This is a genomic window from Catellatospora vulcania, from assembly GCF_009720385.1.
GTDB classification, from domain to species: domain Bacteria; phylum Actinomycetota; class Actinomycetes; order Mycobacteriales; family Micromonosporaceae; genus Catellatospora; species Catellatospora vulcania.
The window spans coordinates 43,396-66,448 of record NZ_ML769301.1 but is presented as its reverse complement, the minus strand read 5'-3'; the positions used below and the strand labels follow the sequence as shown (position 1 = coordinate 66,448).

Annotated in this window: 19 protein-coding genes; 6 read left to right on the top strand and 13 right to left on the bottom strand. The window is 69.6% G+C overall.

Annotation, left to right across the window (positions count from 1 at the left end):
* Positions 1–271: 271 nt before the first annotated feature.
* From F6W97_RS00305 to kduI, 8 genes are all read right to left on the bottom strand, one after another.
* Entirely contained in the window at positions 272–4,453 is a 4,182-nt protein-coding gene (locus F6W97_RS00305; protein WP_230686280.1) for a LamG-like jellyroll fold domain-containing protein, read from the bottom strand.
* Positions 4,454–4,833: 380 nt separating this feature from the next.
* The gene (locus tag F6W97_RS00300) at positions 4,834–6,327 is read right to left on the bottom strand and encodes an aldehyde dehydrogenase family protein (protein WP_155368038.1); all 1,494 of its coding nucleotides are present in this window, start codon (positions 6,325–6,327) and stop codon (positions 4,834–4,836) included.
* Positions 6,328–6,376: 49 nt separating this feature from the next.
* Positions 6,377–7,372: an ABC transporter permease gene (locus F6W97_RS00295; RefSeq protein WP_155368037.1), complete on the bottom strand. Its 996-nt coding sequence runs from the start codon at positions 7,370–7,372 to the stop codon at positions 6,377–6,379.
* Positions 7,369–8,922, bottom strand: coding sequence for a sugar ABC transporter ATP-binding protein (locus F6W97_RS00290; RefSeq protein WP_155368036.1), 1,554 nt, complete (start codon positions 8,920–8,922; stop codon positions 7,369–7,371). Before F6W97_RS00290 ends, F6W97_RS00295 begins: the two co-directional genes overlap by 4 nt.
* Positions 8,919–9,818 (bottom strand): ABC transporter permease, encoded by a 900-nt coding sequence (locus F6W97_RS00285; protein WP_230686279.1) that lies wholly within the window; start codon positions 9,816–9,818, stop codon positions 8,919–8,921. The genes F6W97_RS00290 and F6W97_RS00285 overlap by 4 nt, the downstream gene beginning before the upstream one ends.
* Before the next feature lie 95 nt (positions 9,819–9,913).
* Positions 9,914–10,999: a sugar ABC transporter substrate-binding protein gene (locus tag F6W97_RS00280; RefSeq protein WP_155368035.1), complete on the bottom strand. Its 1,086-nt coding sequence runs from the start codon at positions 10,997–10,999 to the stop codon at positions 9,914–9,916.
* Between the two features lie 136 nt (positions 11,000–11,135).
* A complete protein-coding gene (gene kduD, locus F6W97_RS00275) occupies positions 11,136–11,915 on the bottom strand; it encodes a 2-dehydro-3-deoxy-D-gluconate 5-dehydrogenase KduD (protein WP_155368034.1) in 780 nt (259 codons plus the stop codon).
* Complete coding sequence (gene kduI, locus F6W97_RS00270; protein ID WP_155368033.1) at positions 11,912–12,727, bottom strand: 5-dehydro-4-deoxy-D-glucuronate isomerase; 816 nt, start codon at positions 12,725–12,727, stop codon at positions 11,912–11,914. The genes kduD and kduI overlap by 4 nt, the downstream gene beginning before the upstream one ends.
* A 151-nt stretch (positions 12,728–12,878) precedes the next feature.
* Here kduI and F6W97_RS00265 point away from each other — a divergent pair, with 151 nt between their 5' ends.
* Complete coding sequence (locus tag F6W97_RS00265; protein ID WP_155368032.1) at positions 12,879–13,685, top strand: IclR family transcriptional regulator; 807 nt, start codon at positions 12,879–12,881, stop codon at positions 13,683–13,685.
* 240 nt (positions 13,686–13,925) lie between these two features.
* Here F6W97_RS00265 and F6W97_RS00260 read toward each other — a convergent pair whose 3' ends face one another.
* Positions 13,926–14,150 (bottom strand): tautomerase family protein, encoded by a 225-nt coding sequence (locus F6W97_RS00260; RefSeq protein WP_155368031.1) that lies wholly within the window; start codon positions 14,148–14,150, stop codon positions 13,926–13,928.
* A 221-nt stretch (positions 14,151–14,371) separates the two neighbouring features.
* On the opposite strand from F6W97_RS00260, the gene F6W97_RS00255 reads away from it, so the two are divergent.
* Together F6W97_RS00255 and F6W97_RS00250 are read left to right on the top strand one after the other, a co-directional pair.
* Positions 14,372–15,142, top strand: coding sequence for a YcnI family copper-binding membrane protein (locus tag F6W97_RS00255; protein ID WP_155368030.1), 771 nt, complete (start codon positions 14,372–14,374; stop codon positions 15,140–15,142).
* Positions 15,139–16,815, top strand: a complete 1,677-nt coding sequence (locus tag F6W97_RS00250; protein WP_155368029.1) for a copper resistance CopC/CopD family protein — start codon at positions 15,139–15,141, stop codon at positions 16,813–16,815. The genes F6W97_RS00255 and F6W97_RS00250 overlap by 4 nt, the downstream gene beginning before the upstream one ends.
* A gap of 40 nt (positions 16,816–16,855) precedes the next feature.
* Here the strand turns inward: F6W97_RS00250 and F6W97_RS00245 are convergent, their stop codons facing one another.
* From F6W97_RS00245 to F6W97_RS00235, 3 genes are all read right to left on the bottom strand, one after another.
* Positions 16,856–17,473 (bottom strand): hypothetical protein, encoded by a 618-nt coding sequence (locus F6W97_RS00245; RefSeq protein WP_155368028.1) that lies wholly within the window; start codon positions 17,471–17,473, stop codon positions 16,856–16,858.
* 455 nt (positions 17,474–17,928) lie between these two features.
* Positions 17,929–19,131 carry a phosphatidylserine/phosphatidylglycerophosphate/cardiolipin synthase family protein gene (locus tag F6W97_RS00240; RefSeq protein WP_155368027.1) on the bottom strand — a complete coding sequence of 401 codons (1,203 nt, stop codon included), beginning with the start codon at positions 19,129–19,131 and terminating at the stop codon, positions 17,929–17,931.
* Complete coding sequence (locus tag F6W97_RS00235; protein ID WP_155368026.1) at positions 19,121–19,438, bottom strand: hypothetical protein; 318 nt, start codon at positions 19,436–19,438, stop codon at positions 19,121–19,123. Before F6W97_RS00235 ends, F6W97_RS00240 begins: the two co-directional genes overlap by 11 nt.
* Before the next feature lie 188 nt (positions 19,439–19,626).
* Here F6W97_RS00235 and F6W97_RS00230 point away from each other — a divergent pair, with 188 nt between their 5' ends.
* The 3 genes from F6W97_RS00230 to F6W97_RS00220 all read left to right on the top strand — a co-directional run bounded on the left by F6W97_RS00230 (position 19,627) and on the right by F6W97_RS00220 (position 21,713).
* Positions 19,627–20,958 (top strand): SMI1/KNR4 family protein, encoded by a 1,332-nt coding sequence (locus F6W97_RS00230; RefSeq protein ID WP_155368025.1) that lies wholly within the window; start codon positions 19,627–19,629, stop codon positions 20,956–20,958.
* A gap of 140 nt (positions 20,959–21,098) precedes the next feature.
* Positions 21,099–21,221: a substrate-binding domain-containing protein gene (locus F6W97_RS00225; protein ID WP_407924531.1), complete on the top strand. Its 123-nt coding sequence runs from the start codon at positions 21,099–21,101 to the stop codon at positions 21,219–21,221.
* Positions 21,222–21,281: 60 nt separating this feature from the next.
* Positions 21,282–21,713 carry a hypothetical protein gene (locus F6W97_RS00220; RefSeq protein ID WP_155368024.1) on the top strand — a complete coding sequence of 144 codons (432 nt, stop codon included), beginning with the start codon at positions 21,282–21,284 and terminating at the stop codon, positions 21,711–21,713.
* Between the two features lie 165 nt (positions 21,714–21,878).
* On the opposite strand, the gene F6W97_RS00215 is transcribed toward F6W97_RS00220, so the two are convergent.
* A complete protein-coding gene (locus tag F6W97_RS00215) occupies positions 21,879–22,808 on the bottom strand; it encodes a hypothetical protein (RefSeq protein WP_155368023.1) in 930 nt (309 codons plus the stop codon).
* Positions 22,809–23,053 lie beyond the last annotated feature (245 nt).

The window sequence follows — 23,053 nt, the reverse complement described above, 5'->3', positions numbered from 1 at the left end:
ATCCCCGGATGTCTGACCACCAGGATGCGAGATCTGCCTACTCCGCGGAGCGTGAGGCCCTGGAAGGCATCCTGCCGGGGCGAGAGCCGATTTCGACGCCACCAGCACACGCTCGGCACAGGACGTGGGCCCCGGGAATCCTCCCGGGGCCCACGTCGTCATGTCATCCGCGTTGCTCGCTCGAACCGCAACCTGGCTGCCCGCCGACCGGGGCGACGAATCACTTCATCGGCAGGCGACCAGAGTGAGCAGCCCTACGACGACGGCGCGCTCAGCGGCGACCCGCATGCAACTGCGTCACCTGCTCGGCGCTGAGCTCGTAACCGTACAGCCGGAAGTCGTCGATCAACCCGTCGAACCTCGGGTCCCCCCAGCTCGTCCCGCCGATGAAGTTGGCCGTGGTGGTGCCGCCCACGCCGACGTCACCGATACCGATGGTGAAATCGGTGCGGGTGGCCTGCAGGACGCCGTTGAAGTAGATCTTCCCGGTCGACCCGTTCATCGTGAAGACCACATGGGTCCACGCGTTGAGCGGCAGGTCCCTGCCCGCACCGAGCAGGAGCCGTTCCTGCGTCGCGACCCCCGCTGCCTTGAACGTGGCCCCGAACCCGGTCGTCGTCCCGTTCGTGGACGACTGGAGCAGGAAGAACGTGTCCGTGCTGCTGCCGATCTGCACCAGCGGCACCCAGCTCGGAAGCGTGTCCGGGCGCGCCCAGAAGGACACGGTGAACTGCTCGTCCAGTCCGGCCTGGATGTTGTCAGGCAGCCGGACCTGGTTGTTCGTACTCGCGGCACCGCCCGGCAGTGACACCGCGCTGCCGTACTGGCCGGCTGCGCTCCAGCCGGTCGTACCCAGGAAGGAGGCTGCGCCGATCGACGCCTTCGCTCCGGTGTTGGCGGCGGAGGCGCCCGTGTTCTCGTCGAAGGTGTACCGGACGGAGACACCTTCGTTGTACATCGCGGCGACGTCCGCCGCGGTCAGCGTGGACGTGTACACGCGCACGTCGTCCATCAGACCGTCGAACGGCAGGTCCCCGTAGCCGTTGCGGCCCAGCCAGTTGTTGGCCGTCGGGCCGACCTCGGTCATGCCGACGGTCAGGTCGGTACGCGTCGCGATCACCACGCCGTTGAGGTACAGCGTGCCGATCGAGCCCTGGCGGGTGAAGGCCACATGGCTCCACTGGTTGACGGCCACGTCCTGCGCCGGAGTGGCGAAGACCCGCTCCTCGGGGCCGGTCTTGCCCTTGAAGGTGACGGCCAGTCCGGTGCTGCCACCTGCCTGCGTCTGCATCTGGATCTGGTAGTAGCTCCCGGCGGAGCCGAGGCCGTCACCGATGTGGAACAGGCCGGTCCAGTTGGACTTCGTGTCGGGGCGAACCCAGAAGCTGGTGGAGAAGTTCGCCGCGCCCTGCAGCAGGTTGTCCGGCAGGTCCACCGCGTTGGTGTTGGCGCCGCCAGGCAGGTTGATCGCCTTGCCGAGGACACCGTTGACCGACCAGCCGGTGGTCCCGGTCAGCACGGCCGAGCCCACCCCGCTGACGGAGCCGGTGTTGGCCGCGGTGGTGCCCTGGCCCTCCTCGAACTCGAAACGCACCGGGATGCCCGTGGCGGGCGGCGGAGCGTTGTCGCCGACGATCACCAGATCGTCGATCATCAGGCCGGTGCCGGTCCCCGTCAGGGTGAGCAGCTGCGAAGCGGTCGCGGCCGTGAAGGTGCCGGAGTAGGTGCCGTACGCGGCTGTCGACGGCAGCGCTGTCGTGGCGGTGAGCGTGGTGCTCAGGCTGCCGATCGACAGGGTGGCCGTCGCCGCGGCGGACCCGGCGACCCGGGCGTCGCGGGCGTAGCGCAGCGATACCCGGTACGTGTTGCCGGGGGTGAGATCGCTGACGGTGCGCCTGAGGCTGCCCGAGGCGCCCAGCGACAGCTGGTAGCCGGTGAAGCCGAGGCCGCCCTGGCCGGTGGCGTTGCTGCGCACCAGCTGGACCTGGCTGGTGACCGTCCACGGCACCATCCGGCTGTTGCCGGCGGCGACGTCGACCGTCGCGGGCGGGTTGTTGGTGCGCCACTCGGCCGGCAGGCGCGGGTACTCGAACTGGTCGACGACCCGCGGGTTGAGGTTCGTCATGATGACCGCGGGGTCGATCTTGATGATCTTCGCGACCGACGGGGTGCCTGCGGCGTCGAAGACGAACAGCATGTACGCACCGGCCGGGGCGTAGTTGCCGTTCAGCGGCGAGTTGATGGTGACCGTGCCACCGGACTGGGTGAACGCCAGGTTCTGGAAGTTCTGGTCGTTGTTGAACCCGTGCGTCACGGAGCCGTTGCGGACCAGCGCGACCTTGGAGATCGTGCCCGTCGCGGCGATCTGGAAGGTGCCGTTGTAGCCGATCTTCGCCGGCGCCGTGTTGATCACCGGGCGAGGAGCGGGGTTGTTGCCGTCGAACAGGTAGTTCGGGGAGTAGTACTCCACGTCGGTGTAGTTGCGCGGACCGGGCGCGCCACCGCCGCCGATCATGACCCGGCCGTCGGGCAGGAGCAGGGCGGTGGAGTGGTAGAGCCGGGCGTGCTCGGCCGGAATCACGACCTCGGTCCAGGCGCCGGTGTCCGGGTTCCAGATCTCGGGGTTGGTGACGTAGCCGCCGTTGCCGTTGTTCTCCCGGGCGCCGCCGGTGACCAGCACCCGGCCGTCGGGCAGCAGGGTCGAGGTCGCCCAGTGGCGCTGGTACTTCATCGGCTGGGTCGCCGTGACGACCGGGTTGGCGGTGCCGCCGGTGATGTCGACGACGAAACCGGCACGGGCGCCGTCGGGGCCACCGCCGTTGCCCCACCAGCCGCCGCCGACCTGCAGGATCTTGCCGGGGCGGAACATCGTGGCGGTGGACGTGGCGCCGACCGGGTTGCCGTTGGCACCCTGGTTGGAGATGTTGGCCGGCAGGGTGCCGCGCAGCGTCAGCTGACCGGTGCCGCTGTTGCCGTACGGGTTGAGCTCGTACATCTGCGAGCCGGTGATGTTGAACAGCGTCCCGGTGGTCGGGGACACGAACGCGCGCGGGTACCACCAGCGGTTCTCGTCCGCGCCGGCGTGGTCGGACCCGCCGTCACCGTACGCGGCCGAGTTCGTGGCCCCGGTGAGCTTCTTCCAGCCCGAGCCCTGCTCCGGGGTGTAGATCTCCGGGGTGAGGACACCGCGCCCGCCCGGTCCACCGGTGAGGCTGCCACCCTGCACGACGACGTCGCCGTTGGGCATGGTGGTTCCCGTCGGGTACCAGCGCGGGTAGTTCATGGGCGCTTCGTTCTGCAGCCCGTTGTTGGTGGAGTAGCTGGTGACGCCGATCGCGCCGTCGTTGGGGGCGTTGCCGCCCATGCCGTCGTCGCCGCCGACCGTCATGGTGGAGTGGTCGTGCGGGGACTGCACCTGCATGGCGCAGAACAGGTCGGTGTACGTGGTGTTCGGCAGGATGCCGTTGCGGACGTTCGCCAAAGTGCGCGGCTGGGCGGGATCCCAGACGTCGACCTCCATCTGGCCGCCCTGGGTGACCCCGTCGTTGCCGGTCCAGTCGTAGGGCGTGGTGTCGTTGCCCCAGCCGCCGACGCTGCCGAAGGACTGCACCCGGCCGTCAGAGGTCAGCGCCATGTTGATCGGGACCAGCGGCCACGGCGTGACGCCGCTCCAGCCGCCGGCCTGGTCCTTGGCCGGCGGCGAGCAGTCCGCGGCCAGCAGCTTGGCGGCGTAGGCGAGGCCGTTCTTCATCTGGGCGCGCATGTAGGACTCGGCGTACGCGGTGCCCTCGTGGCCCATCGAGGTGTACCAGGACCGGCCGGAGTCGATCTGCTGGCACCAGGTGACCGGGTGCATGGAGCCCTGCCGGCCCATGCCGTAGGAGGACTCGTCGGCCTCGATGAGGGTGCGCACCCAGGGCGCCGGGTTGACGACCCAGTCGTACCACTCGTCGCTGCGGGTGATGCTGGCCGGCACGTTCTGGACGAGCGGGTGGCCGGTGCTCTTCACGAACACGCGGCCCGGCCGCACCCCGGGATTCTCCGGGTGGCCCTCGGAGGCGGCGCCGACCAGGCGGGCGTAGAACGGGTTGACGTCGTGCTCGCTCTCACCGACCGACCAGCCGGTGTAGTGCATGCCCATGAAGCCGCCGCCGCCGCGGATGTAGGTCTCCAGCGCGGAGCGCTGTGCCGCGTTGAACAGCACACCGCCCGTCTGCGCGAAGACGACCGTGTCGCGGATGGCGAGGTTCGCGGTGTTGAACGCCGCGGGGTCCTCGGTCTCCTGGATGTCCACCGGCTGGCCGTACTGCGTGCCGAGTTCGGCGGCCAGGTCGCGCACGGCCTGCCGGGCCTGCACGTTCGAGGCGTGGAAGTTGGGCTTGTAGAACAGCAGGACGCTGAGCCGGCCGTCGTTGTCGGGGGCTGCATGCGCTGCGGTGGGGCCCGTCAGCAACCCGGCGATGGTGGCCAGCGCGACCAACGTCGCGGCCGCCCGGCCGGACAGACCTCCGGTCCATCGTTGGAGCGGTGCGAATAGGAGGGAGCGGGCAGACCTGCGGGGCACTTTCATAAGAGATCCCTTGAGGTTCGGCGGTCGTGGCGGCGGGGACGGAGACCGCCACGGAAGCCTGAACGTAAGACACTCATGAATAGGATGTCAAGAACTGGGTCTACATACATGAACGCTCCAATTACCTCGTTCTCATATGCGAACTCAAACTTGATCCCCGAGTTGCCGGGGCGGCAGCCCATACGGAGGTAGGCCCGCCGGAAGGATCTCCGGGGGCCTACCTCAGGTCACGCGCACCGCTCACCTCGACGGTGAGCCGATGCTCAGCGCAGCTCGGCGATAACGGTCTTGAGCTGGGTGTAGTCATCCAGGCCGAACGAGCCGAGCTCGCGGCCCCAGCCCGACTGCTTGAAGCCGCCGCGCGGCAGGGTGACGTCATCGGCGTGCCACGTGTTGAGCCACACCGTGCCGGCCCGCAGGCGGGCGCCGACGCGGTGCGCGGTGCCGATGTTCTGCGACCAGACACCCGCGGCGAGCCCGTACACCGTGTTGTTCGCCGCCGCGACGACCTCCTCCTCGGTGTCGAAGGGAAGCGCCGTCACGACCGGGCCGAAGATCTCGTCGGTCTGCACGGCCATCCGCTCGTTCACGGACGTGATGAGCGTGGGCGACACGAAGAAGCCGCGATCGCCGACCGCATCGGCGCTTCCGGCGTTCAGCACGGCGCCTTCGGCCACCGCCCCGCGGATGTAGCCGAGCACCTTCTCATGCTGCTCCCGGGAGACGAGCGGGCCCATCTGCGAGGCCGCGTCGAAGCCGTCGCCGACCCTGATCGCACGTGCGGCTGCCGCCACCCCCTCGACGACCTGGTCGAAGACACCGCGCTGGACGTACAGGCGCGAGCCGTTGACGCAGCACTGCCCCTCGTTGAAATAGCCGCCCAGCACGGCGCCGGCGATTGCGGCGTCGATGTCGGCGTCGTTGAAGATGATGTTGGGGGCCTTGCCGCCGAGCTCCAGGGAGACCTTCTTGAGGTTGCCCGAGGCCGCGGCGGCGATCTTCTTGCCGACCTCGGTGCTGCCGGTGAAGGCGACCTTGTCGACGCCGTGGTGGTCGACCAGCGCGGCCCCGGTGTCACCGAAGCCGGGCAGGATGTTCACGACCCCGGCGGGCACGCCGGCCTCCAGCAGGAGCTCACCGAGGCGCAGCGCCGTCAGCGGAGTCTGCTCGGCCGGCTTGAGGATGACGGTGTTGCCCGCGGTGATGGCCGGGACAATCTTGAAGCAGGCCATCAGCAGGGGGAAGTTCCACGGCACGATGCCCGCGACGACGCCGACCGCCTCGCGGCGGGTGTAGGCGTGGAACTCGCGGCCCGGCACGGACATCGGGATGGTCGTGCCTTCCATCTTGGTCGCCCAGCCCGCGAAGTAACGGAAGAGCTCGGCGGAGATCGCGACGTCGCCGTCGCGGGCGGCGTCGACGCGCTTGCCGTTGTCGAGGGCCTCCAGCTGGGCGAACTCGTCGGCATTGGCGTCGATGAGGTCGCCGATGCGCCACAGCAGGTGGGAGCGGTCACGCGGGGTCATCTTCGACCACGGGCCGGACTCGAACGCCGTGCGGGCCGCCACGACCGCGCGGTCCACGTCGACGGCGGACGCGTACGCGACCTGGACAAGCACCTCCTCGGTCGACGGGTTGACGGTGGCGAACGTCCTGCCGTCCTTCGCGTCCACCCACTCGCCGCCGATGAGCAGCTGCTTGGGCGAGGACAGGAACGATCGGACGGCGGGCAGGAGCGTGGAGTTCTCGTGGGACATGATGGCCTTCCGTATGTGCGGTTACCTAGGTCGTGAGGATTCGGCTCGGCTATTTGATGATCGACACCTTTGACCAGTCGAGGGTGAGTGCGACGGCGACGACGATGATGACGCCGTACAGGATCTGTTCGTAGGCGGACGGCACGCCGACGATCGGCAGGCCGACCCGCAGCAGCGTCACGACGAGCGCGCCGGCGAGACTTCGCCACAGGCTGCCGTGACCGCCGGTGATGGCGGTGCCGCCGACGACGATCGCCGCGACCGCCGGCAGCAGCAGATTGTCGGCCATGGTGGGGCCGCCGCTGAACTGCCGCGAGACCAGCATGACCGCGGCGAACCCGGCGCAGGCGCCGGAGACGCAGAACGCACCGATCTTGACCAGGTCGACCGGCGTGCCCGCGAGCCGCGCGGCCGACTCGGAGTAGCCGGTGGCCGAGATCCAGCTGTGCAGCGGGGTCGCCTTGACGACGGCGGCGATCAGGGCGACGACGAGCAGCGCCATCGCGGCCGACATCGGCACGTAGCCGGCGACATACAGTTCGAGCCACTTGACCGTCGAGTCGTCCACCACCCGCACGGTGCCTGCGCCGGAGACGACGAGGGCGACCGCGGACAGGATGCTCATCCCGCCGAGGGTGACGATGAACGACGGAATCCGTAGCAGCACATGCGCCAGGCCCTGCACCGCGCCGATCGCCGCGGCGACGGCGATGACGACCGGCGTGGCCAGGCCGCCGAGGTCCGGCAGCCAGAGGGCCAGCAGGACCGTCGAAAGCGAGGCCAACGCCGCGATGGAAAGATCGATGCCACCGCAGAGCACGATGAGCGTCGCCCCCGCGGCGAGCACGATGAGCGGGGCCGCGGTCCGTGACACCGCGGTCAGGCTCCGCAGAGTCAGGAAGTCCGGGTCGGCCACCGTCAGCGCCACCACCAGCCCCACCAGGGCGATGAGCGGCATGAACCCGGTGAGTCGACTGGCTGGGCGAGGGCCACTTCTGCCGGCCGCGGGTTCGGCGACCGGCTGCACGGCGACGGGAGTGCTCATACCATCTCTTTCACGAGGTCCAGAGGGCTCGGTTTGCCGCCGCTGGGGCAGCCGACCTCGGTCGCGACCCGGCCGTCGTTCATGACCAGGATGCGGTCGGCCATGCCGATGGCCTCCTCGAGGCTGTCGGCCAGCAGCACGGTGGCGACCCCGCTCGCGGCGAGCTCACGCATCAGCCGGTAGACCTCGGAGCGGGCGCCGATGTCCAGGCCGCGGGTCGGGTGGTCCAGCAGCAGCAGCCGGATGTCGCCGCCGATCAGCCACCGGGCCAGGACGACCTTCTGCTGGTTGCCGCCGGACAGCCGCTGGATGGCGGTGTCGCGGGTGGGCGTGCGGATGGACAGCCGCTCGATCCAGCGGTCCACCAGGCCGGCCTGCTTCTTCGGCACCACGAACGGGCCGGCGCAGCGGGCCTTCTGCTTGGTCAGGGTCATGTTCTCGGCCACCGACATCGGGCCGACCATGCCTTCGATCTTGCGTTCGGCCGGCACGTAGCCGATGCCGGCCGCGCACGCGGCCCGGGTGTTGGGCAGGCTGATCTTCTTGCCGTCCATCCTGATCTCGCCGGCGCTCGTCGGCTCGATGCCGAACAGGGCGCGGCAGACGTCCTCCCGGCCGGATCCGTGCACGCCGACGATCGCCACGATCTCGCCTGCCGCGACGTCGAGGTCGATGTCCCGGAACGACTTGCCCGACAGCCCGCGTACGGACAGCCGGGGCTGCTCGGCCTCGACCGGCTCGGCGGCGTTCTCGTGGTAGTGGTCGTCTGACCCGGTGGACCCGATCATCATCCGGTGCAGCTCGCGCGGTACGGCGCCGGCCGTGGCGACCTCCCCGACGGACTGGCCGCCGCGCAGCACGGTCACCCGGTCGCACACGTCCAGCACCTCGTCGAGACGGTGCGAGACGAAGACGACCGACGCGAACTCGCGCAGCCGGCGGATCTGCGCGAACAGGGTGTCGATCTCCTTGGACTCCAGCACCGAGGTCGGCTCGTCCAGGATGATCACCGGCGGGTGCTGGCTGCGCTGCTCGATGCGCAGCACCTTGGCGATCTCGACCATCTGCCGGTCGGCGAAGGAGAGCGTGTCGGTACGGGCGAGGGGGTCGATCTTCGAACCGATCTTGTCGAGCTGCTCCTGGGCCAGGCGGCGCATGACGTCCCAGCGGTAGACGCCCCGACGGACCGCGGCGCCTTCGCTGCCGAGGAGGATGTTCTCCGCCGCGGTCAGGTTGGGCACCAGGGACTGCTCCTGGAACACCATGCCGATGCCGTGGTTGGCGGCCTCGACGACGCTGCGCAGCTTGACGGCCCCGCCGCGGACGTAGATCTCGCCGGCGTCGGGGGTGACCAGGCCGACCAGCGCTTTGAGCAGCGTGGACTTGCCCGCGCCGTTCTCGCCGGCCAGACCCAGCACCTCGTGCTGACGGACCACCAGGTCGACGCCGTCGAGAGCCTTCACCCCCGGGTAGTGCTTGACGAGGCCGCGGACCTCCAGCGCCGGCACCGGCGCGGACGTCGCGGGCTCCCGTTCGGCTGGGACGCTCACTTGACCACCTGGTTTCTTCGACGCTGGGGGATGACCGCGGCGGCGACCGCGGCCACGACGATCAGGCCCTCGACCCCGCCCTGCCAGTACGGGCTGACTCCGATCTGTACGAGGCCGTTGGTGAGCACCATGACGAGCAGGACGCCGACGGTGGAGTGCAGGATGCCGCCCCGGCCCCCGGTGAGCAGGGTGCCGCCGACGACGGCGGCGGTGATGGCCGAGAAGTCGTATCCGTTGCCGGCCTGGACGAGGCCGGCGCCGAGCTGGCTGGTCACCATGACCCCGGCGAGGCCGTAGAAGGCGCCGGCGACGGTGAAGACCGCGACCTTGTACGGCTTGACCCGTACGCCGGACAGCGTGAGCACCTCCTCGGCGCCGCCGATCGCGAACGCGTACCGGCCGAGGCGGGTGTAGCGCTGGATGAGCCAGCCCGCCAGGATGCACGCGGCGGCGATCCAGGTGAGGTAGGACAAGCCCAGGAAGCGGTCGATCGCCCAGCTCTTGAGCATGGCGTCGGAGATGTTGGGCTGTACGCCGGCGAACATGAGGGTCGCCACGCCGAGCCCGATGGCCGACACCCCGAGCGTGGCCATGAACGAGGGCACCTTCAGCAGGACCAGAGCGAGCCCGCTCAGGAAGCCGAACGCGCAGCCCAGCACGATCGCGGCCGCGATACCGGCAAGACCGAAGTCGTTGTCGTTGCGGTTGTTGGCCACCAGCAGCGACACGGTCAGCGCGGATGCGCCCATCACGCCGGCGGACGACAGGTCGATGGAGCCCATCATCAGCACGAATGTGATGCCGCAGGTGACCACGGCGAGCACTGCGGCGGCGTCCACGATGTTCTGGACGTTGGCGATGCTGCGGAACTGCGGGCTCAGGGCTGCGAAGATCAAGAAGATGACGACCAGCGCGACCGGCGGCCCGGCGTCTCGAAACGCCGCGCCCCGCCGAATGATCCGGCGAGACGCGGCGACCCCGGTGGTTACCGTCACTTCAGGGGCCCGGCCACACGCTTGAAGACGTTGGCGCAGTCGAAGTCCGCGGGATCGGTCTTCGGCTGGGCGAACTGGGCGGCGTTGTCCTTGGTGATGAGGAACTGCTCGGCGTAGAACGCCCGGTTGTCCGCGGCGATGTCCTTGACCTGCAGCTTGCCGGTGGCGGCGCAGAAGCCGATCGCCAGGCCGATGCCGCCCTGCCAGGTGCCGTCGCTGGAGACGGTGGCGGTCATCGTGCCGTTCTGGACCGCCGTGACGGCGTCGGGCACGGCGTCGATGCCGACGACGGCCACCTTGCCGGACTTGCCCGCCTGCTGCAGTGCCTCCAGAGCGCCGAGCGCCATGTCGTCGTTGGCGGCCCAGATGCCCTTGACCTTGTCGCCGTGCTTGGTCAGCAGCGTCTTGGTCACGGTCAGCGCCTCGGCGCGGGAGAAGTTGGCGGTCTGCTGGTCGAGCAGCTGTACGCCGGCGTTCTCCTTGAGCGACGCCTGCAGGCCGGCGAACCGGTCCTTGGCGGCCGCGGTGTCCAGGACGCCCTGCAGCGCGATGATGCCGCCCGAGCCGCCGATCGACTTGGCGAGCGCGTCACCGATCTGCTTGCCGGACTCGACGCCGTTGTAGGTGATGTGGCTGATCCACGTCTTGTAGTCGGCCGGCTTCAGGTCGGCCGGCTTGTTCCACTGGGTGACGAGGAACGCGCCGGCCTTGTCGGCTCCCTTGACGATCGGCGCGGTGTCCGAGTCGCCGTTGGGGAGCACGTTCATGACCAGGCACTTGGTGTCGCCGGCGAGGAGCTGGCTGATCTGCTCCTGCTGCTTGGTGGAGTCACCGCCGTAGGTGAGGCGCTGCTGGGTGAGGCCGACCGACTTGGCGAAGGCGTCGCCGCCGGCCAGCCACGAGGCCTCGTAGGGGTTGGACTCGTTGCGGACCTGGCCCACCAGTTTGACGTCAGCCGGCTTGCAGGCGCCCGCGCCGGCGGGGTCCTTGTCGCCGGCTGCCTCCTCGCTGCAGCCGGCCAGGGCGGCGGCTGCCAGCGACAGGGTCATCAAGACTGCCGCGGGACGTATGGCGATCCTCATGGTTGATCCTCGATCTCTTCATGCCGGACGATCCGGCGGGAGGGGTGGCACGAGCTGAAGAGCGGAATCTGTCGCCGGTGGGCTGGTGGCGACAGTGTCGTTGTATGGTGCTGGTTCGGTGCGCTGGAGGCCAGGGTCAGCGGGCCATCCAGCCTCCGTCGACGACCAGGACGTGGCCGTTGACGTAGTCGGCGGCGGCGGAGCTCAGGAAGACGGCCGCTCCGGCGATGTCGGAGGCGTCTCCCCAGCGGCCCGCCGGGATGCGCTCGAGGATGGACCGGGATCGGTCCGGGTCCGCCCGCAGCGCGGTCGTGTTGTCGGTGTTCATGTAGCCGGGCGCGATGGCGTTGACCTGCACACCGAGCGGAGCCCACTCGTTGGCCAAGGCCTTGGTCACGCCGGCGACGCCGTGCTTGCTGGCGGCGTACGCGGCCACGCGGAGCCCGCCCTGGAACGAGAGCAGGCTGGCGACGTTGACGATCTTGCCGTGCCCGCGTTCGGTCATCGGGCGTCCGAACTGCTGGCAGAGGAGGAACAGCCCGGTCAGGTTGACGTCCACCACGCTGTTCCACGACTGCCGGCTCACGTCCACCGAGTCCGCGCGGTCGATGATGCCGGCGTTGTTGACCAGGATGTCGACCTGGCGGTTGCTGTTCACCTGCGCGGCGACCCGCTCGACGGCATCGTGGTCGCTGACGTCGAGGTCGACGACCTCCACGTCACGGCCGAGGTCGGCCAGCTGGTCCCGGGTGGCCGACTGGCTTGCCGATCTGCCCAGCAGGACCAGGTCGGCTCCGGCCCGGGCGAGCCCGACGGCGATGGCCTGCCCCAGGCCGCGGCCCGCGCCGGTCACGACGGCGCATCGGCCGGTGAGGTCGAACGGCGAGCGGAGTTCGGCGGCGGGCTGGGCGCTCACAGATCCTCCAGCGCCACTGGCTGCAGATCGGTGTAGTCGTTGTTCTCCCCGCCCATCGCCCAGATGAAGGCGTACGAGCCGGTGCCGACGCCCGAGTGGATCGACCACGGCGGCGAGATGACGGCCTCGCGGTCACGCACGACCAGGTGGCGGGCGGCGCCGGGCTGGCCCATCAGATGGAAGATCCGGTCCTTCTCGTCGAGGTCGACGTACATGTAGACCTCGGTGCGCCGGTCGTGCAGGTGCGGCGGGAAGGTGTTCCATACGGAGCCGTCGGCGATGACGGTCACGCCGAACTGGAGCACCGAGGTCTGCAGCTCCTGACCCCAGGCGTACCGGTAGAGGCTGCGCTGGCTCGCGCCCTGCGGCGTGCCCAGCTTGACCGGCTCGATCGCCGAGTGGCTCAGCAGGGCGGTGGGGTAGGCCGCGTGTGCCGGAGCGGAGACGAAGTAGAACGCGGCATCGGGACCGGCGAACACGACCTCGTTGCCGCGGCCGACGAACAGCCCGTCGAGGTGACGGAGCTCGAACTTCTCGTCGTTGACGAGCACGTGGCCGGACTGGCCGACGTTGACGATGCCGAGCTCGCGGCGGGCCAGGTGCGACGTCGTGCCGAGCACGTCCCAGGCCGGCAGCTCCAGCCGGCCGGCGCCCGGGACCGCTCCCCCGACGACCAGCCGGTCGTCGTGGGTGTACACCCCGTGGACCTCGCCGGTGCGGAACAGGCTTTCGACGAGAAAGTTCTTTCGCAGGTCCGCATTAGTTGCCGTCTCCACGCTGGACGGCGATGCGGAGTGCCTTACCTCGATCAAAACTTCTCCTCGTTTGTGAACCTGGTTCCGCTATGTGAACTGGGCGCGACGATACCTGTGGTTACGATCACGAGTCAAGGGGCCGAAGTCGGTCCCTCTATGTGAACTGTGGTTTAGTGTTGTACGCCGGGTGCATGCGAATGATGGATTGATGAGGAGGCCCGCGGTGGACGCGGACAAGACGGTCAACGGCAGCTCCGCCACCTCGCAGGTCAAGTCGGCTGCACGTGTCCTCGACGTCCTGGACGACATCGCCGCCAACGGCCCCGGCACCCAGCTGCAGCTGGCCACCCGCCTCGGCATCCCGAAGAGCAGCCTGCACGCGCTCCTGCGCACCATGTGCGCTCGCGGATGGCTGGACACCGACCAGACCGGCAGCGTCTACCGGCTCGGCGTCCACACGCTGACCGTCAGCTCCGCCTACATCGACGGCGACCCGGTGCTGTCGCGCGCCAGCGCCGTGATGGACGAGATCGCCGCGGCCACCGAGGAGACGGTGCACCTGGGCCGCCTGGAAGGCGCAGAGATCATCTACACCGCCAAGCGCGAGTCCAAGCATCCGTTGCGCATGTACTCGGCCGTCGGCCGCCGCCTTCCCGCCTACAGCACGGCCCTGGGCCGGGCGATGCTCGCCGAGATGCCCGAAGACGTCCGCGAGACGTTCGTCCCCCACGACATAAAGGCCATCACCTCCCAGACGATCACCGACCGGGACGCCCTGCTGGCGACCATCGACAAGGCCGCCCAGCTCGGCTACGCCGAGGAGAGCGAGGAATCCTGCCTGGGCGTGCGCTGCTTCGGCGTCGCCCTGCCCTTCTCGCACCGATCGGTCGACGCGCTGAGCATCGCCGTTCCGATCAGCCGCCTCAAGCAGGGCCGGGAAGACCTCATCATCGAGACGCTGCTGAGCGTGAAGGCCCGCCTGTCGGCGATGCGCGACAACAGGCTGGTGCGCTGACCCACCACTGCGCAGGCCGCACCGATCCAGTCCTGTGCCGGGCCGGTGCCTGGACCTCGCCCCGGCTTGCCACACCGACGGCCCACTGCTGACAACGATGATGGGGCTGACCCTGCCCACAGGTCAGCCCCATCATCAACACACGCGTAAACCACTACCGCCAGACACGGGATCCGCTCACCCACACCGCCTGATCGTGGCCAGCCGGCGCCCATCGACCTGCACACCCGAACGGCGACGTCAGCGCTTTTCGAGCGCGGCCACCACACCGGCACGGCTGGCGTCCTCGCTGGCCAGCACACCCCCGTTGGCCACGACGTCCGCGGTGATCTCGGTGAAAACCATGCGGACGTCCTGCTCACGGGCCCCGAGGATCTCGACGGCGCTGTCGGTCACGGCCCGGGCAAAGGCCCGGCGCTGCTCCACGGACCGGCCTGCGAGCAGTTCGACGGTGATGTTAGGCATGGCGCCCCTCCCTGTACCGGCTGTCCACAGATATGGACCTCAGTTCATCAACGTGAACGAACGCTACCGTGCCGCCCTGAGAGCCGCAATGCATACCTACGCTAGTTCACATACTTGACATTGGTTCGACCTGTTGGTCGAATCACTGCGACCCCGATTCGGCGACACCCACACGGATCAACACCGGCGAGCCGACTCGTCCTGAGGCGCGAGGATGCGACATGCGGCGCAACGACATCGGATCCGCCCGGATCCAGGCCGACCAGCACGACCGCCGTCCGGCTCGAACGCGGGCAACGCGCCTCATGCAGACCGGCGCCGCCACGCTGATCATCAGCCTTTTCGGCTTCGCGTCCCCGGCGAGCGCGCACGTCACCGTCACCCCTTCGACGACCGCGGCCGGCGCCCACGCCGTCCTGCAGTTCAGCGTCGGTCACGGCTGCGAGAACTCACCCACCATCAAGATCACTATCCAGATCCCCGCGCAGATCACCTCGGTGACCCCTACCCGAACAGCACTGTGGAAGATCGATAAGCAGACGGAAACGGTCGACCCGCCCGCAGTGGACTCCCACGGCAACAAGATCGTGCAACGAGTCGCCTCGGTCGCGTTCAGCACGCAAACCCCGCTCCCGGACGGCTACCGCGAGGTCTTCGAACTCACGGTCCAACTGCCCGAGACAACGGGAACCAAACTTGCCTTCCCGACCATCCAGACCTGCGAGCAGGGCGAATCTGCCTGGATCGAGGTCCCGCAGGACGGGCGGAACGTCGCAGAACTCGAATTGCCCGCCCCGAGCTTCATCACCTCCGAGCCCGCTGAGGGCACGCTCCACCACATGACCGCCGGCGACTCGCGCTCCGCGCAGGCGCACACCACGGCCCCCGTGTCGGGAACGGACCGCGCGCTGACGCTCGCCGCGCTGGCGGCCGGCCTGCTCGGCTCGATCCTCGGCGGCGCGGCGCTCGTCCGACAGCGCCGCCGGACATGACCGACCGACGCCCGCGGCGGATCCGGACAACGGCACTGCTGGTCCTGGTCTTCGTACCCGCGATGCTGCTCGGCTTCCCCCAGCCGGCGCACGCGCACGCGCACCTGGTCGGCACCGACCCGGCCGAGGGCGCGGTGCTGCAGACCGCACCCGACCGAGTCCTGCTCACGTTCGATGAAGCCGTACGCGGCGTCCCAGGCGGTGTCCAGGTCTACGGCGCTCAGGGTGAGCTGGTCGAGGCGAGACCGACCGTGACGGGCACCGAGCTCGAAGTCGCGCTGCCGGCACGCCTGGGCAACGGCACGACCGTGATCACCTGGCGGGTCGTCTCCGAGGACGGGCATCCCATCAGCGGCGCCCTCACCTTCTCCGTCGGCGCGCCCACCCCCGTCAACACGCCCTCCTCGAGTGACTCGAACATCATCCCGCAGGTCCCCTGGACGCTGGCCCTGGCCCGCGTGGTCGGCTATGTCGGGCTCCTTCTCGCCGCCGGGCTAGTCGCGTTCGCCGCCATGTTCCTGCCCGCCGGCCCCGGCGTCGCCCGCCCGCGACGCCGTCTGGCCGCCTTCGCGCGAGCCGCCGCGGCCGTCGCAGCCGGGGCGTGGCTTGCCACGTTGCCGATCACCGCGGTCTATCTGCTCGGCGGCGGGCCGGCACTGCTCAACCAGAGCGCAACGTGGTCCGCTCTGCCGCTGACCGAGTACGCCGTGACCGCGGCCGTCGTGGGCGGACTGGCGCTGGCTGTGGCCCTGCTCGGCCCCGAGTCGGCAGCGCGACCGCGGCGCGGCGCGGCGGTGGCGGCCGCCGCGCTCGCGATCATGACCCCCGCGCTGGTGGGGCACACCCGCGCGGCGAGCCCCGAACTCCTCGTGATCGGTGCGGACGCGCTGCATCTGCTCGCCGGCGGCGTCTGGCTCGGCGGACTCGCCGGCCTGGCGCTGACATTGCCGGCCCTGTCCAGTCATGGCGCTGCCGCGGCCGAGGTGCTCGCCCGGTTCTCCGCCGCCGCCGCCGGCGTCCTCGCGGCCCTGGTCGCCACCGGCTCCCTGCTGGTATGGCGGATCCTCGGTTCCTGGACAGCTCTCGTCGACACCAGCTACGGACAGCTGGTGACCGCCAAGATCGCCGTCGTGCTGGCAGCTGTCGCCATCGCGGCGTGGAACAGGTGGTCACTCCTCCCCCGGCTCCACCGGGCAGCGAACAAGACCGGCCGACAAGCACACTCCCGACCGGTGGTGCGCGCCACCGCGGTCGAGGGCGCCGTCCTCGCCGTGGCCCTGCTCATCACCGGCTTCCTCGTGGATACGAGTCCCGAGGCCGGTTCCCGGCCCGCGAGCGTGTCGGCCGAGACCAATCCCGACACGCATACGACGACCTTGGGCGACATCAAGGTGCGGGCCTCGCTCACACCACTCACCCGCGGTTCCAACACCATCACCCTGCGGCTGACTTCCGCGGCCGGTGAACCCACCGAGGGTGTCGCACCGCCGGTGGTACGCCTGTCGTCCGACGGGGCGACGCTCGGCGACGTACCGCTGACACAGGTATCAGCGGGCCTCTACACGGCACAGGTCATGCTCCCGGTAGCCGGGATGTGGCGGATGCAGGTGTCACTGCGGGTCAGCGAATTCGCCAACCCCGTAGGTGAGCTGGAGTTCGTCGTCCGACCTTGACCGTGCCGGCGGCGTTCGGCAAGGCGAGCGCCGTGTGCGCTCAGGCCGACGGTGCCGCCTCGACCTTCTCGACCTGCGCCCGCGCGGCCAGGAAACGCTCCTTGACCTGTGCGCTGAGCGGTTTGTCGAGGAAGAAGAGCCCACCCACGCTGCCGTTGTCGGCCCACGCGCACACGGCGCTCGCCTTGCCGAACAGCGTCGTCATGGTGCCGCACCTGGCCTGCCCGCCGAGTGGGCCGGGGTCGAGATCGGTGTAGGCGACGACCTCGCCGGCCGCCACACCTTTCATGAAGGCGTCCAGTTCGGTGCGCGGCGACACCATCGTCGCGGCGAACGCGACCACGATCACCGCGTCTTTCTTCTTCGTCGACCCGTACGCGGCGACGACCGAGGACGTCGCGCGGTCGAGGGCCTTCTCCTTGTCGTACGCCGACCTGATCGAGGCGACCATGTCCTTGAGCAACGCCTCGGTGGCCTTGGGCAGCGTGCCGAGCTTGTCGGGTGTCACCACGGAGGTGCGACCCGCGGTCTCCATCCGGTCGAAGACCCCGTGCATCCAGTTGCGCACGAGCACGGCGGTGGTCGCGCCCACGGCCACCACCACGACCAGCGTCAGCAGGGTGCTCAGCCGCCCTCGCGACCTCCGCGGTGCGGGCACCGGCGCGGGTAAGGGCTGCGCGCCACCGAAGCGGTGACCGTCGGGAAAGGTCAGATCGGGTGGAAACTCCGGCAGTGCAGCAGGCGCAGGCTCGTCGGGCCAGGTCCGGGGCTCAGCTGGGTGGAACGACACGCCGCCTCGCTTCCTGTCGGGAGCAACTGCGGGCAGCATATATCGGTCGATGGATCGCTGCAGCCCGTGACCGTCTCACCGCGAGGCGTAGACGTTCAAGCGAGCAGCGCGGCCACCGCGACCAAGGACCGCGCTGCCGCTGCTCGATCCGTTCAGTGGACACATCACCACGGCGAGCCGAGCACCGTGCCTGCGTCATCGGGCAGCCCGCGCCGACGCCGCGGGCGCGGAGATCATCGCGCCGAGAGTCGTGGGCAGGCACGGTGGGATCCGCTCGCTGAAGGGCGCCGGCGCAGCCTGCCGTCGGCGCGCCGCCGAGGCGCTCAACTGACCGGGGTGGCGATCCTCCACAGCTCGTTGAACAGATCGATGTTGCGCTGGACCCTCGCCGGGCTCGTGACGAGCTGGGTGGTGGCGACGGGGAGCCTGTTCAGCTCGTTGACCGGGGCCGAGGGCAACGTCTGGTAGCTCACCACGCCGTCGAAGACGATGAAGTCGAAGATCGGCGGGATATACTGCCCGGGGAACAGCGTCGGGTCCAGAGCCCGCACCTCGATGCTGACGTCGTCGTGCATCTGCACCAGGCGCCGAAACTTGGCGTCGTCGCGCAGATTGGGGCGGTCCAGGACGAAGATGCGGCGCACACGCACGTTGCGCCTGATCGCCTCACGCTGCGCCTCCAGGTAACGCTGGCCGAGGTCGCTCTGCCACACGCTGCTGTCGAAGAAATCCTGATCGCCGAGGTCGAGTGTGCTGCTGACCGCGTCGATGGTGTCGTTGACGTGCCTGGTCAGGCCGAGCAACCAGTCGCGGTCCTCGCCCTCGTAGGTGAGGTCGCCGGAGTCGCCGAGCGTCTTGAGCATCTCCGACAACCGCTGAATCTCGGTCTGCGCGAGGTCGAAGACCAGAGACGGGTTGGGCTTGACTCGCACGGAGTTGCCCACCAACTGGGTGATGGCGTCGGTCTTCAGCGCCGAGGCCTCGATCAGGCCGAACAGCCTGTTCGCCTCGTTGATCCGCTGGAAGCCCTCGGCGATGCGCGTCTCGTTCGCGGCAGCATGCTGGGTCAGTTCATCCCCCATCCGGTCGAGTCGCCTCTCGACGTCGAGGAGGAACTGGACGACGAAGGTCACGCCCGCCACGAACAGCGACGTCCCGAAGGTGACCACCACCTCGGCGGGCATGGACGACTTGGCCAGCGTCCAACTGACGGCGAAGACGGCGCCGAAGGCGAGGAGGCTGACGATAATCTTCGTGGAGGTGCGGCTGGCGGGTGCGGCGTTCGGGGAGCGTGACTCAGGGCGCTTCATACCTCTCACCCCATCCGGTCGGCGTTGAGGCCGGTGCAGTGGACGATCGTCGCGGGCGAGGTCGTGGTCATGGATCACCGCCGGGTCGGACGAACCGGCGCGAGCCCCGGCGGCGACCAGCACCGAGGCCCACCACGGCGAGAGCTCCACCCGCAGCCACACACGTGGTGCGCGGGCGATCCCGGCAAGTCGCCTGAGCATCCGATCAGCTCGCACCGGTGCCACCCTCGGCCTGCGGTGTGGTCTCGGTGACCTCGACGTTGGCCAGCGCGGCGCGGATCGTGGCCGGCGCGGTCACGCCCAGCAGCAGTGCGGGCCATGGGCCGGAGATCTGCTGGTGTGCCGCGGCGGCCACCACTCCGCTGATGAGTAGCTGAGCCACCAGCACGAACATCCTGGCACGACCGGTCCCGGCGGCGTACGGCCACAGGAACTTCGCGGCCACGACGTCGGCGATCAGGACCACGAGCGCTGCCACCGCACCGCCCGCGACTCCCCAGATCGCCGCCTGGAGGACTGTCACCCCTGGAACCTATCGGTTCACGCACGTGGGTCAATGCCGTGTCGTGTCGGCATCGCTACGCATCCGCACCTTTAACATTTCCGGGGCTGGATGGTCCGGCAGGCGTCGTGCCCCGGCAACTGTCGCACGCGCCGGCTGGACCTGCCGACGCCTGCCGGGTTGTCCGCCCCGCCGCCTACGATCAGGCGATGATCGACACTACGTTGTTCCAGGCCGAGGCGTGGCGCCTGTTCGTCACCGCGCTGCGCAACAGCATGCCCCCCGAGGTAGGGGAGGCCGAGTTCCGCGGCACGATGGCACCGGGCGCGTTCGGCGGCTCGGTAGCCTACGACGGCGACCACCGCGTCCTCGGGCTGGGCCTGGAGCGGGGTGAGCGGCCGACGGACATGCTCAGATCGCTGGCCGAGCTGACCGGCGGGCAGGCCGTCGCGGTGCGCGGCGTCACGACCCGCTCCGGGGCGGCGGTGGTGAGCATCGTCCCCAGCGCGGCGCAGGTTTCGTTCGGGATGGGCAGCGACCTGCTGGAGGACGTGCACCTGGTCCCCGGAGCGCATCCGGAGCCGTACCGCCGCGAGCCGGTCCGTTGCGACGTGGCCGTCTCCGCCGGCGCCGACGCGGCCACGGTCACCGCGCTGGTCCGGCAGCTGCTGCCGGACGCGCGGCCCGTCGACCCGTCGGAGCTGGCCGCGGCGGAGGCGGACCTCGGCGTCGCGCTGCCCGATGACGTCCGGGCGCTGTTCCTCGCCGCGGCCGAGGGCACCCTGGTCCTGCAGCCCGCCGACCGGGAGCGTTTCTACGGCCTGCGGATCGTGCCGCTGGCCGACGCCGCCGCCCGCGCCTATCTGCAACCGCAGGCCCGGTACCTGTCCTGGAGGTACGGCGCGACCGAGGTCGTCGCGCCCGATCCGCACGGCCGGATGCAGCAGTTGGCGGCCTCACCGGCGTGGTTCGTGGTCGGCGACGACGGCGGCGGCAACCTGTACGTGGTCGACCTCGCCCCCGGGCCGCAGGGCACGGTCGGCCAGGTGCTGTTCGTGGACCACGAGATGTCGGCCGGTGCCCGCTGGCTGGCGCCCTCGCTGACCGAGCTGCTCACCGAGCGGCCCGCCACCCTGGCGAAGCTGGGTCCGGAAGGCGGGCTGCTGGTGCGGGTCGGCTCGCGCAGCGGCAAGACGCTCGCCGATGTCCAGCCGACGACCGAGGTGCTGTACATCAGAGCCGCGGCCGCACCCTGCGACCTGTCCGCGCTGGCCGGCCACCGGCTGCGTACCCTGGTCACCGAATCCGCCGTCGTCGCCGATCTTCGCGCCGTCACCGAACTGCCCGCGCTGGAATACCTGCAGCTCGACGTCGCGGGCTGGCAGCAGCTGCTGGCCGCCGGGCAGGTCCCGTCGACCCTGCTGGCCGCCGGCCTGACTGGCCGTGCCGGCTGGGCGGACACGGTCGAGGTGGTCAACGGTCTGCTGGCGGCCTGGAAACAGGAGCCCATCCGAGTGATCGACGTTGCGGTGCAGCTCTGATCGCCGGGCCGGGTCAGGCGCACGCCAGCCGGAGCACGAGGCCGACGAAGACGGCAGCGGCGATCCGGTTGACCGGGGCGCATCGCCGGCGGCGACCACCTCGCCCTGCTGGTCGGTGAGGTCGTCCGTCCGCTACGGCGATCTTCGCCAGCGACGACCTGCAGGCGTTCGGCGTCTACCAGGCGGCACGGTCGCTGGGATTGCGGATTCCCGCCGACCTGAGCGTCGTGGGCTTCGACAGGCTGTCGTCTCTGCCGACCTGACCGCAGCTCCTGCGCGGCAGCAGCTTCCGATCATTGTCGGGGTCGTGCATATTGCCGTCCATGTTCGACGGGCTGCACGACATCGACTGGTCGGCGATGCACCACGCGTACGGTACGGCCGAGGAGGTGCCGGGGCTGCTGGCGGGCTGCGGCCGCGCTGCCGCGCCTGCGCGAGCTGCTGTCGCACGGGTACGAGTGGGTCCGGGTGCCGTGCGCGGCCGCGATCTGGGAGATCGGCGGGCCGACCGAGGCTCCGGCCGTGCTGGACCCGCTGCTGCGGGCGTGGACGAACAACCCGCTACCGGCAACGACGTCGTGGCCTGCCTGGACCGCATGGGTCGGGCAGCGGCACCGGCCCTGCCACAGTTGCGGGCGCAGCTGGACCTGCCCGAGCGCGGTGGCCGGTTCACGAGCATCGACAACCACGAGAAGCTGCAACGGGACTGCCGCACCATCATCGCGCGGCTCACCGGTCCTGCTCTACCGCACTGACGGCTACGTGACCGGCAGTCAGGATGCGTTTCCAGCCCACCGGCTGGTCCCCCAGGAAACCAGCTTATTTGGATGATCTTCCGGAAATGAGATGCCCCTGAGCGGCAGGTGCTCGCCGCTCAGGGGCGCTCCGGGGAAGCCTCCGTCTGGCGGGGGCGGCGGCCGTCAGGGAGCCAGGTCGAGCAGGCTCTGCAGCGACGCCTTGTGGACGTGGTTGATGACATTGCGAGCGCCGGTGTATTCCGCCGAGCCCGACTCGTAGTTCACGTAGACGACCGTGCCGACCCGGGACAGGCCCTGGGTCATGCTCGGCGCGGAGAAGCACGCGCCGGTCGCGTTGGCCCACGTGTTGCCGTAGCCGCGCTTGACCACGAAGATGTAGCTCAGATTGGTCCGGCCGTACGACGTGCTGAAGATGAAGTGCGTGTCGGTGACGACCACGCCCTGCGTGCGCGGCGGCACCGCGTACGGGCCGCTCTTCACCGACAGCGTGCCGTCACCGTTGACGCTGTACTCCCACATGGACTTCTGTGTGGTGTCATCGAAGTTGCCCGCCCATACCGTGCCACCGGGCCCGGCGGTCAGGAATGAGTTGCCGTTGGTCTCCTGCTCGCCGGACTGCGCCAGGTACGGCACGCCGGTGGTCTCCAGCGCGGTCCGCACGTTGTCGAGGTTGTACCGGCGGATCTTCTGACCGCCGCCGGAGACGTACAGGTAGCCGCTGGCCACCGCGATGCCCCCGGCATGGGTCTCGTAGATGTCGAACTCGCCCTTGTCGACGCCGTCCCAGGCCTGGGCGTTGATGCGCGCCCGGCCGCCCGCCGTGCGGTTCCAGTGACTGGTCAGGTGCACCGACATGTCGCCGAAGTAGCTGATGCCCTGCGGCACGTGGGTGCTGAGCAGCCGCAGGTCGAAGCCCTGGCTGAACCGGTCGTTGTACACCTTGGACGCCGACGCGCCAGGATAGAACACCGAGCCGCCCGTGCTGGTGGTACAACTCGGGGCAGCGTGGGCGGCGCTCGGCGCGGCGATCGCGACGATGATCGCGGCGGCGGCCGCGCCGAGCGCAGCCGTGATCGCTGTGGTCTTCTTCATGACGTCCTCTCGGTCTGGGATCGGGCACGTCACGATCATGACCGCGACCTCCCCGGCCCATCGTGGCAGCGCGGGCAGGCGAGCGCGTGAACCCTGAGTTTGAACGTCGATCTCCCACCAGGACGGTAGCCGGACCAACTCACGGTGTAGTCAGCCGCCGGGGGTGAGCAGACAGGTTCGTTGCGTTGAGCCTGTCGATCCGCGACTTGCTGCACGGCGCGATACGCCGCTCAGGGGTGCCCGGA

What these genes read in the sequence shown, in the direction of transcription:
- F6W97_RS00250 (WP_155368029.1), top strand. Translation starts at nt 15,139, where the DNA reads ATGACCGACCGACGCCCGCGGCGGATCCGGACAACGGCACTGCTGGTC.
- F6W97_RS00260 (WP_155368031.1), bottom strand. Translation starts at nt 14,150, where the DNA reads ATGCCTAACATCACCGTCGAACTGCTCGCAGGCCGGTCCGTGGAGCAG.
- F6W97_RS00280 (WP_155368035.1), bottom strand. Translation starts at nt 10,999, where the DNA reads ATGAGGATCGCCATACGTCCCGCGGCAGTCTTGATGACCCTGTCGCTG.
- F6W97_RS00215 (WP_155368023.1), bottom strand. Translation starts at nt 22,808, where the DNA reads ATGAAGAAGACCACAGCGATCACGGCTGCGCTCGGCGCGGCCGCCGCC.
- F6W97_RS00300 (WP_155368038.1), bottom strand. Translation starts at nt 6,327, where the DNA reads ATGTCCCACGAGAACTCCACGCTCCTGCCCGCCGTCCGATCGTTCCTG.
- F6W97_RS00265 (WP_155368032.1), top strand. Translation starts at nt 12,879, where the DNA reads ATGAGGAGGCCCGCGGTGGACGCGGACAAGACGGTCAACGGCAGCTCC.
- F6W97_RS00220 (WP_155368024.1), top strand. Translation starts at nt 21,282, where the DNA reads ATGTTCGACGGGCTGCACGACATCGACTGGTCGGCGATGCACCACGCG.
- F6W97_RS00230 (WP_155368025.1), top strand. Translation starts at nt 19,627, where the DNA reads ATGATCGACACTACGTTGTTCCAGGCCGAGGCGTGGCGCCTGTTCGTC.
- F6W97_RS00255 (WP_155368030.1), top strand. Translation starts at nt 14,372, where the DNA reads ATGCGGCGCAACGACATCGGATCCGCCCGGATCCAGGCCGACCAGCAC.
- F6W97_RS00295 (WP_155368037.1), bottom strand. Translation starts at nt 7,372, where the DNA reads ATGAGCACTCCCGTCGCCGTGCAGCCGGTCGCCGAACCCGCGGCCGGC.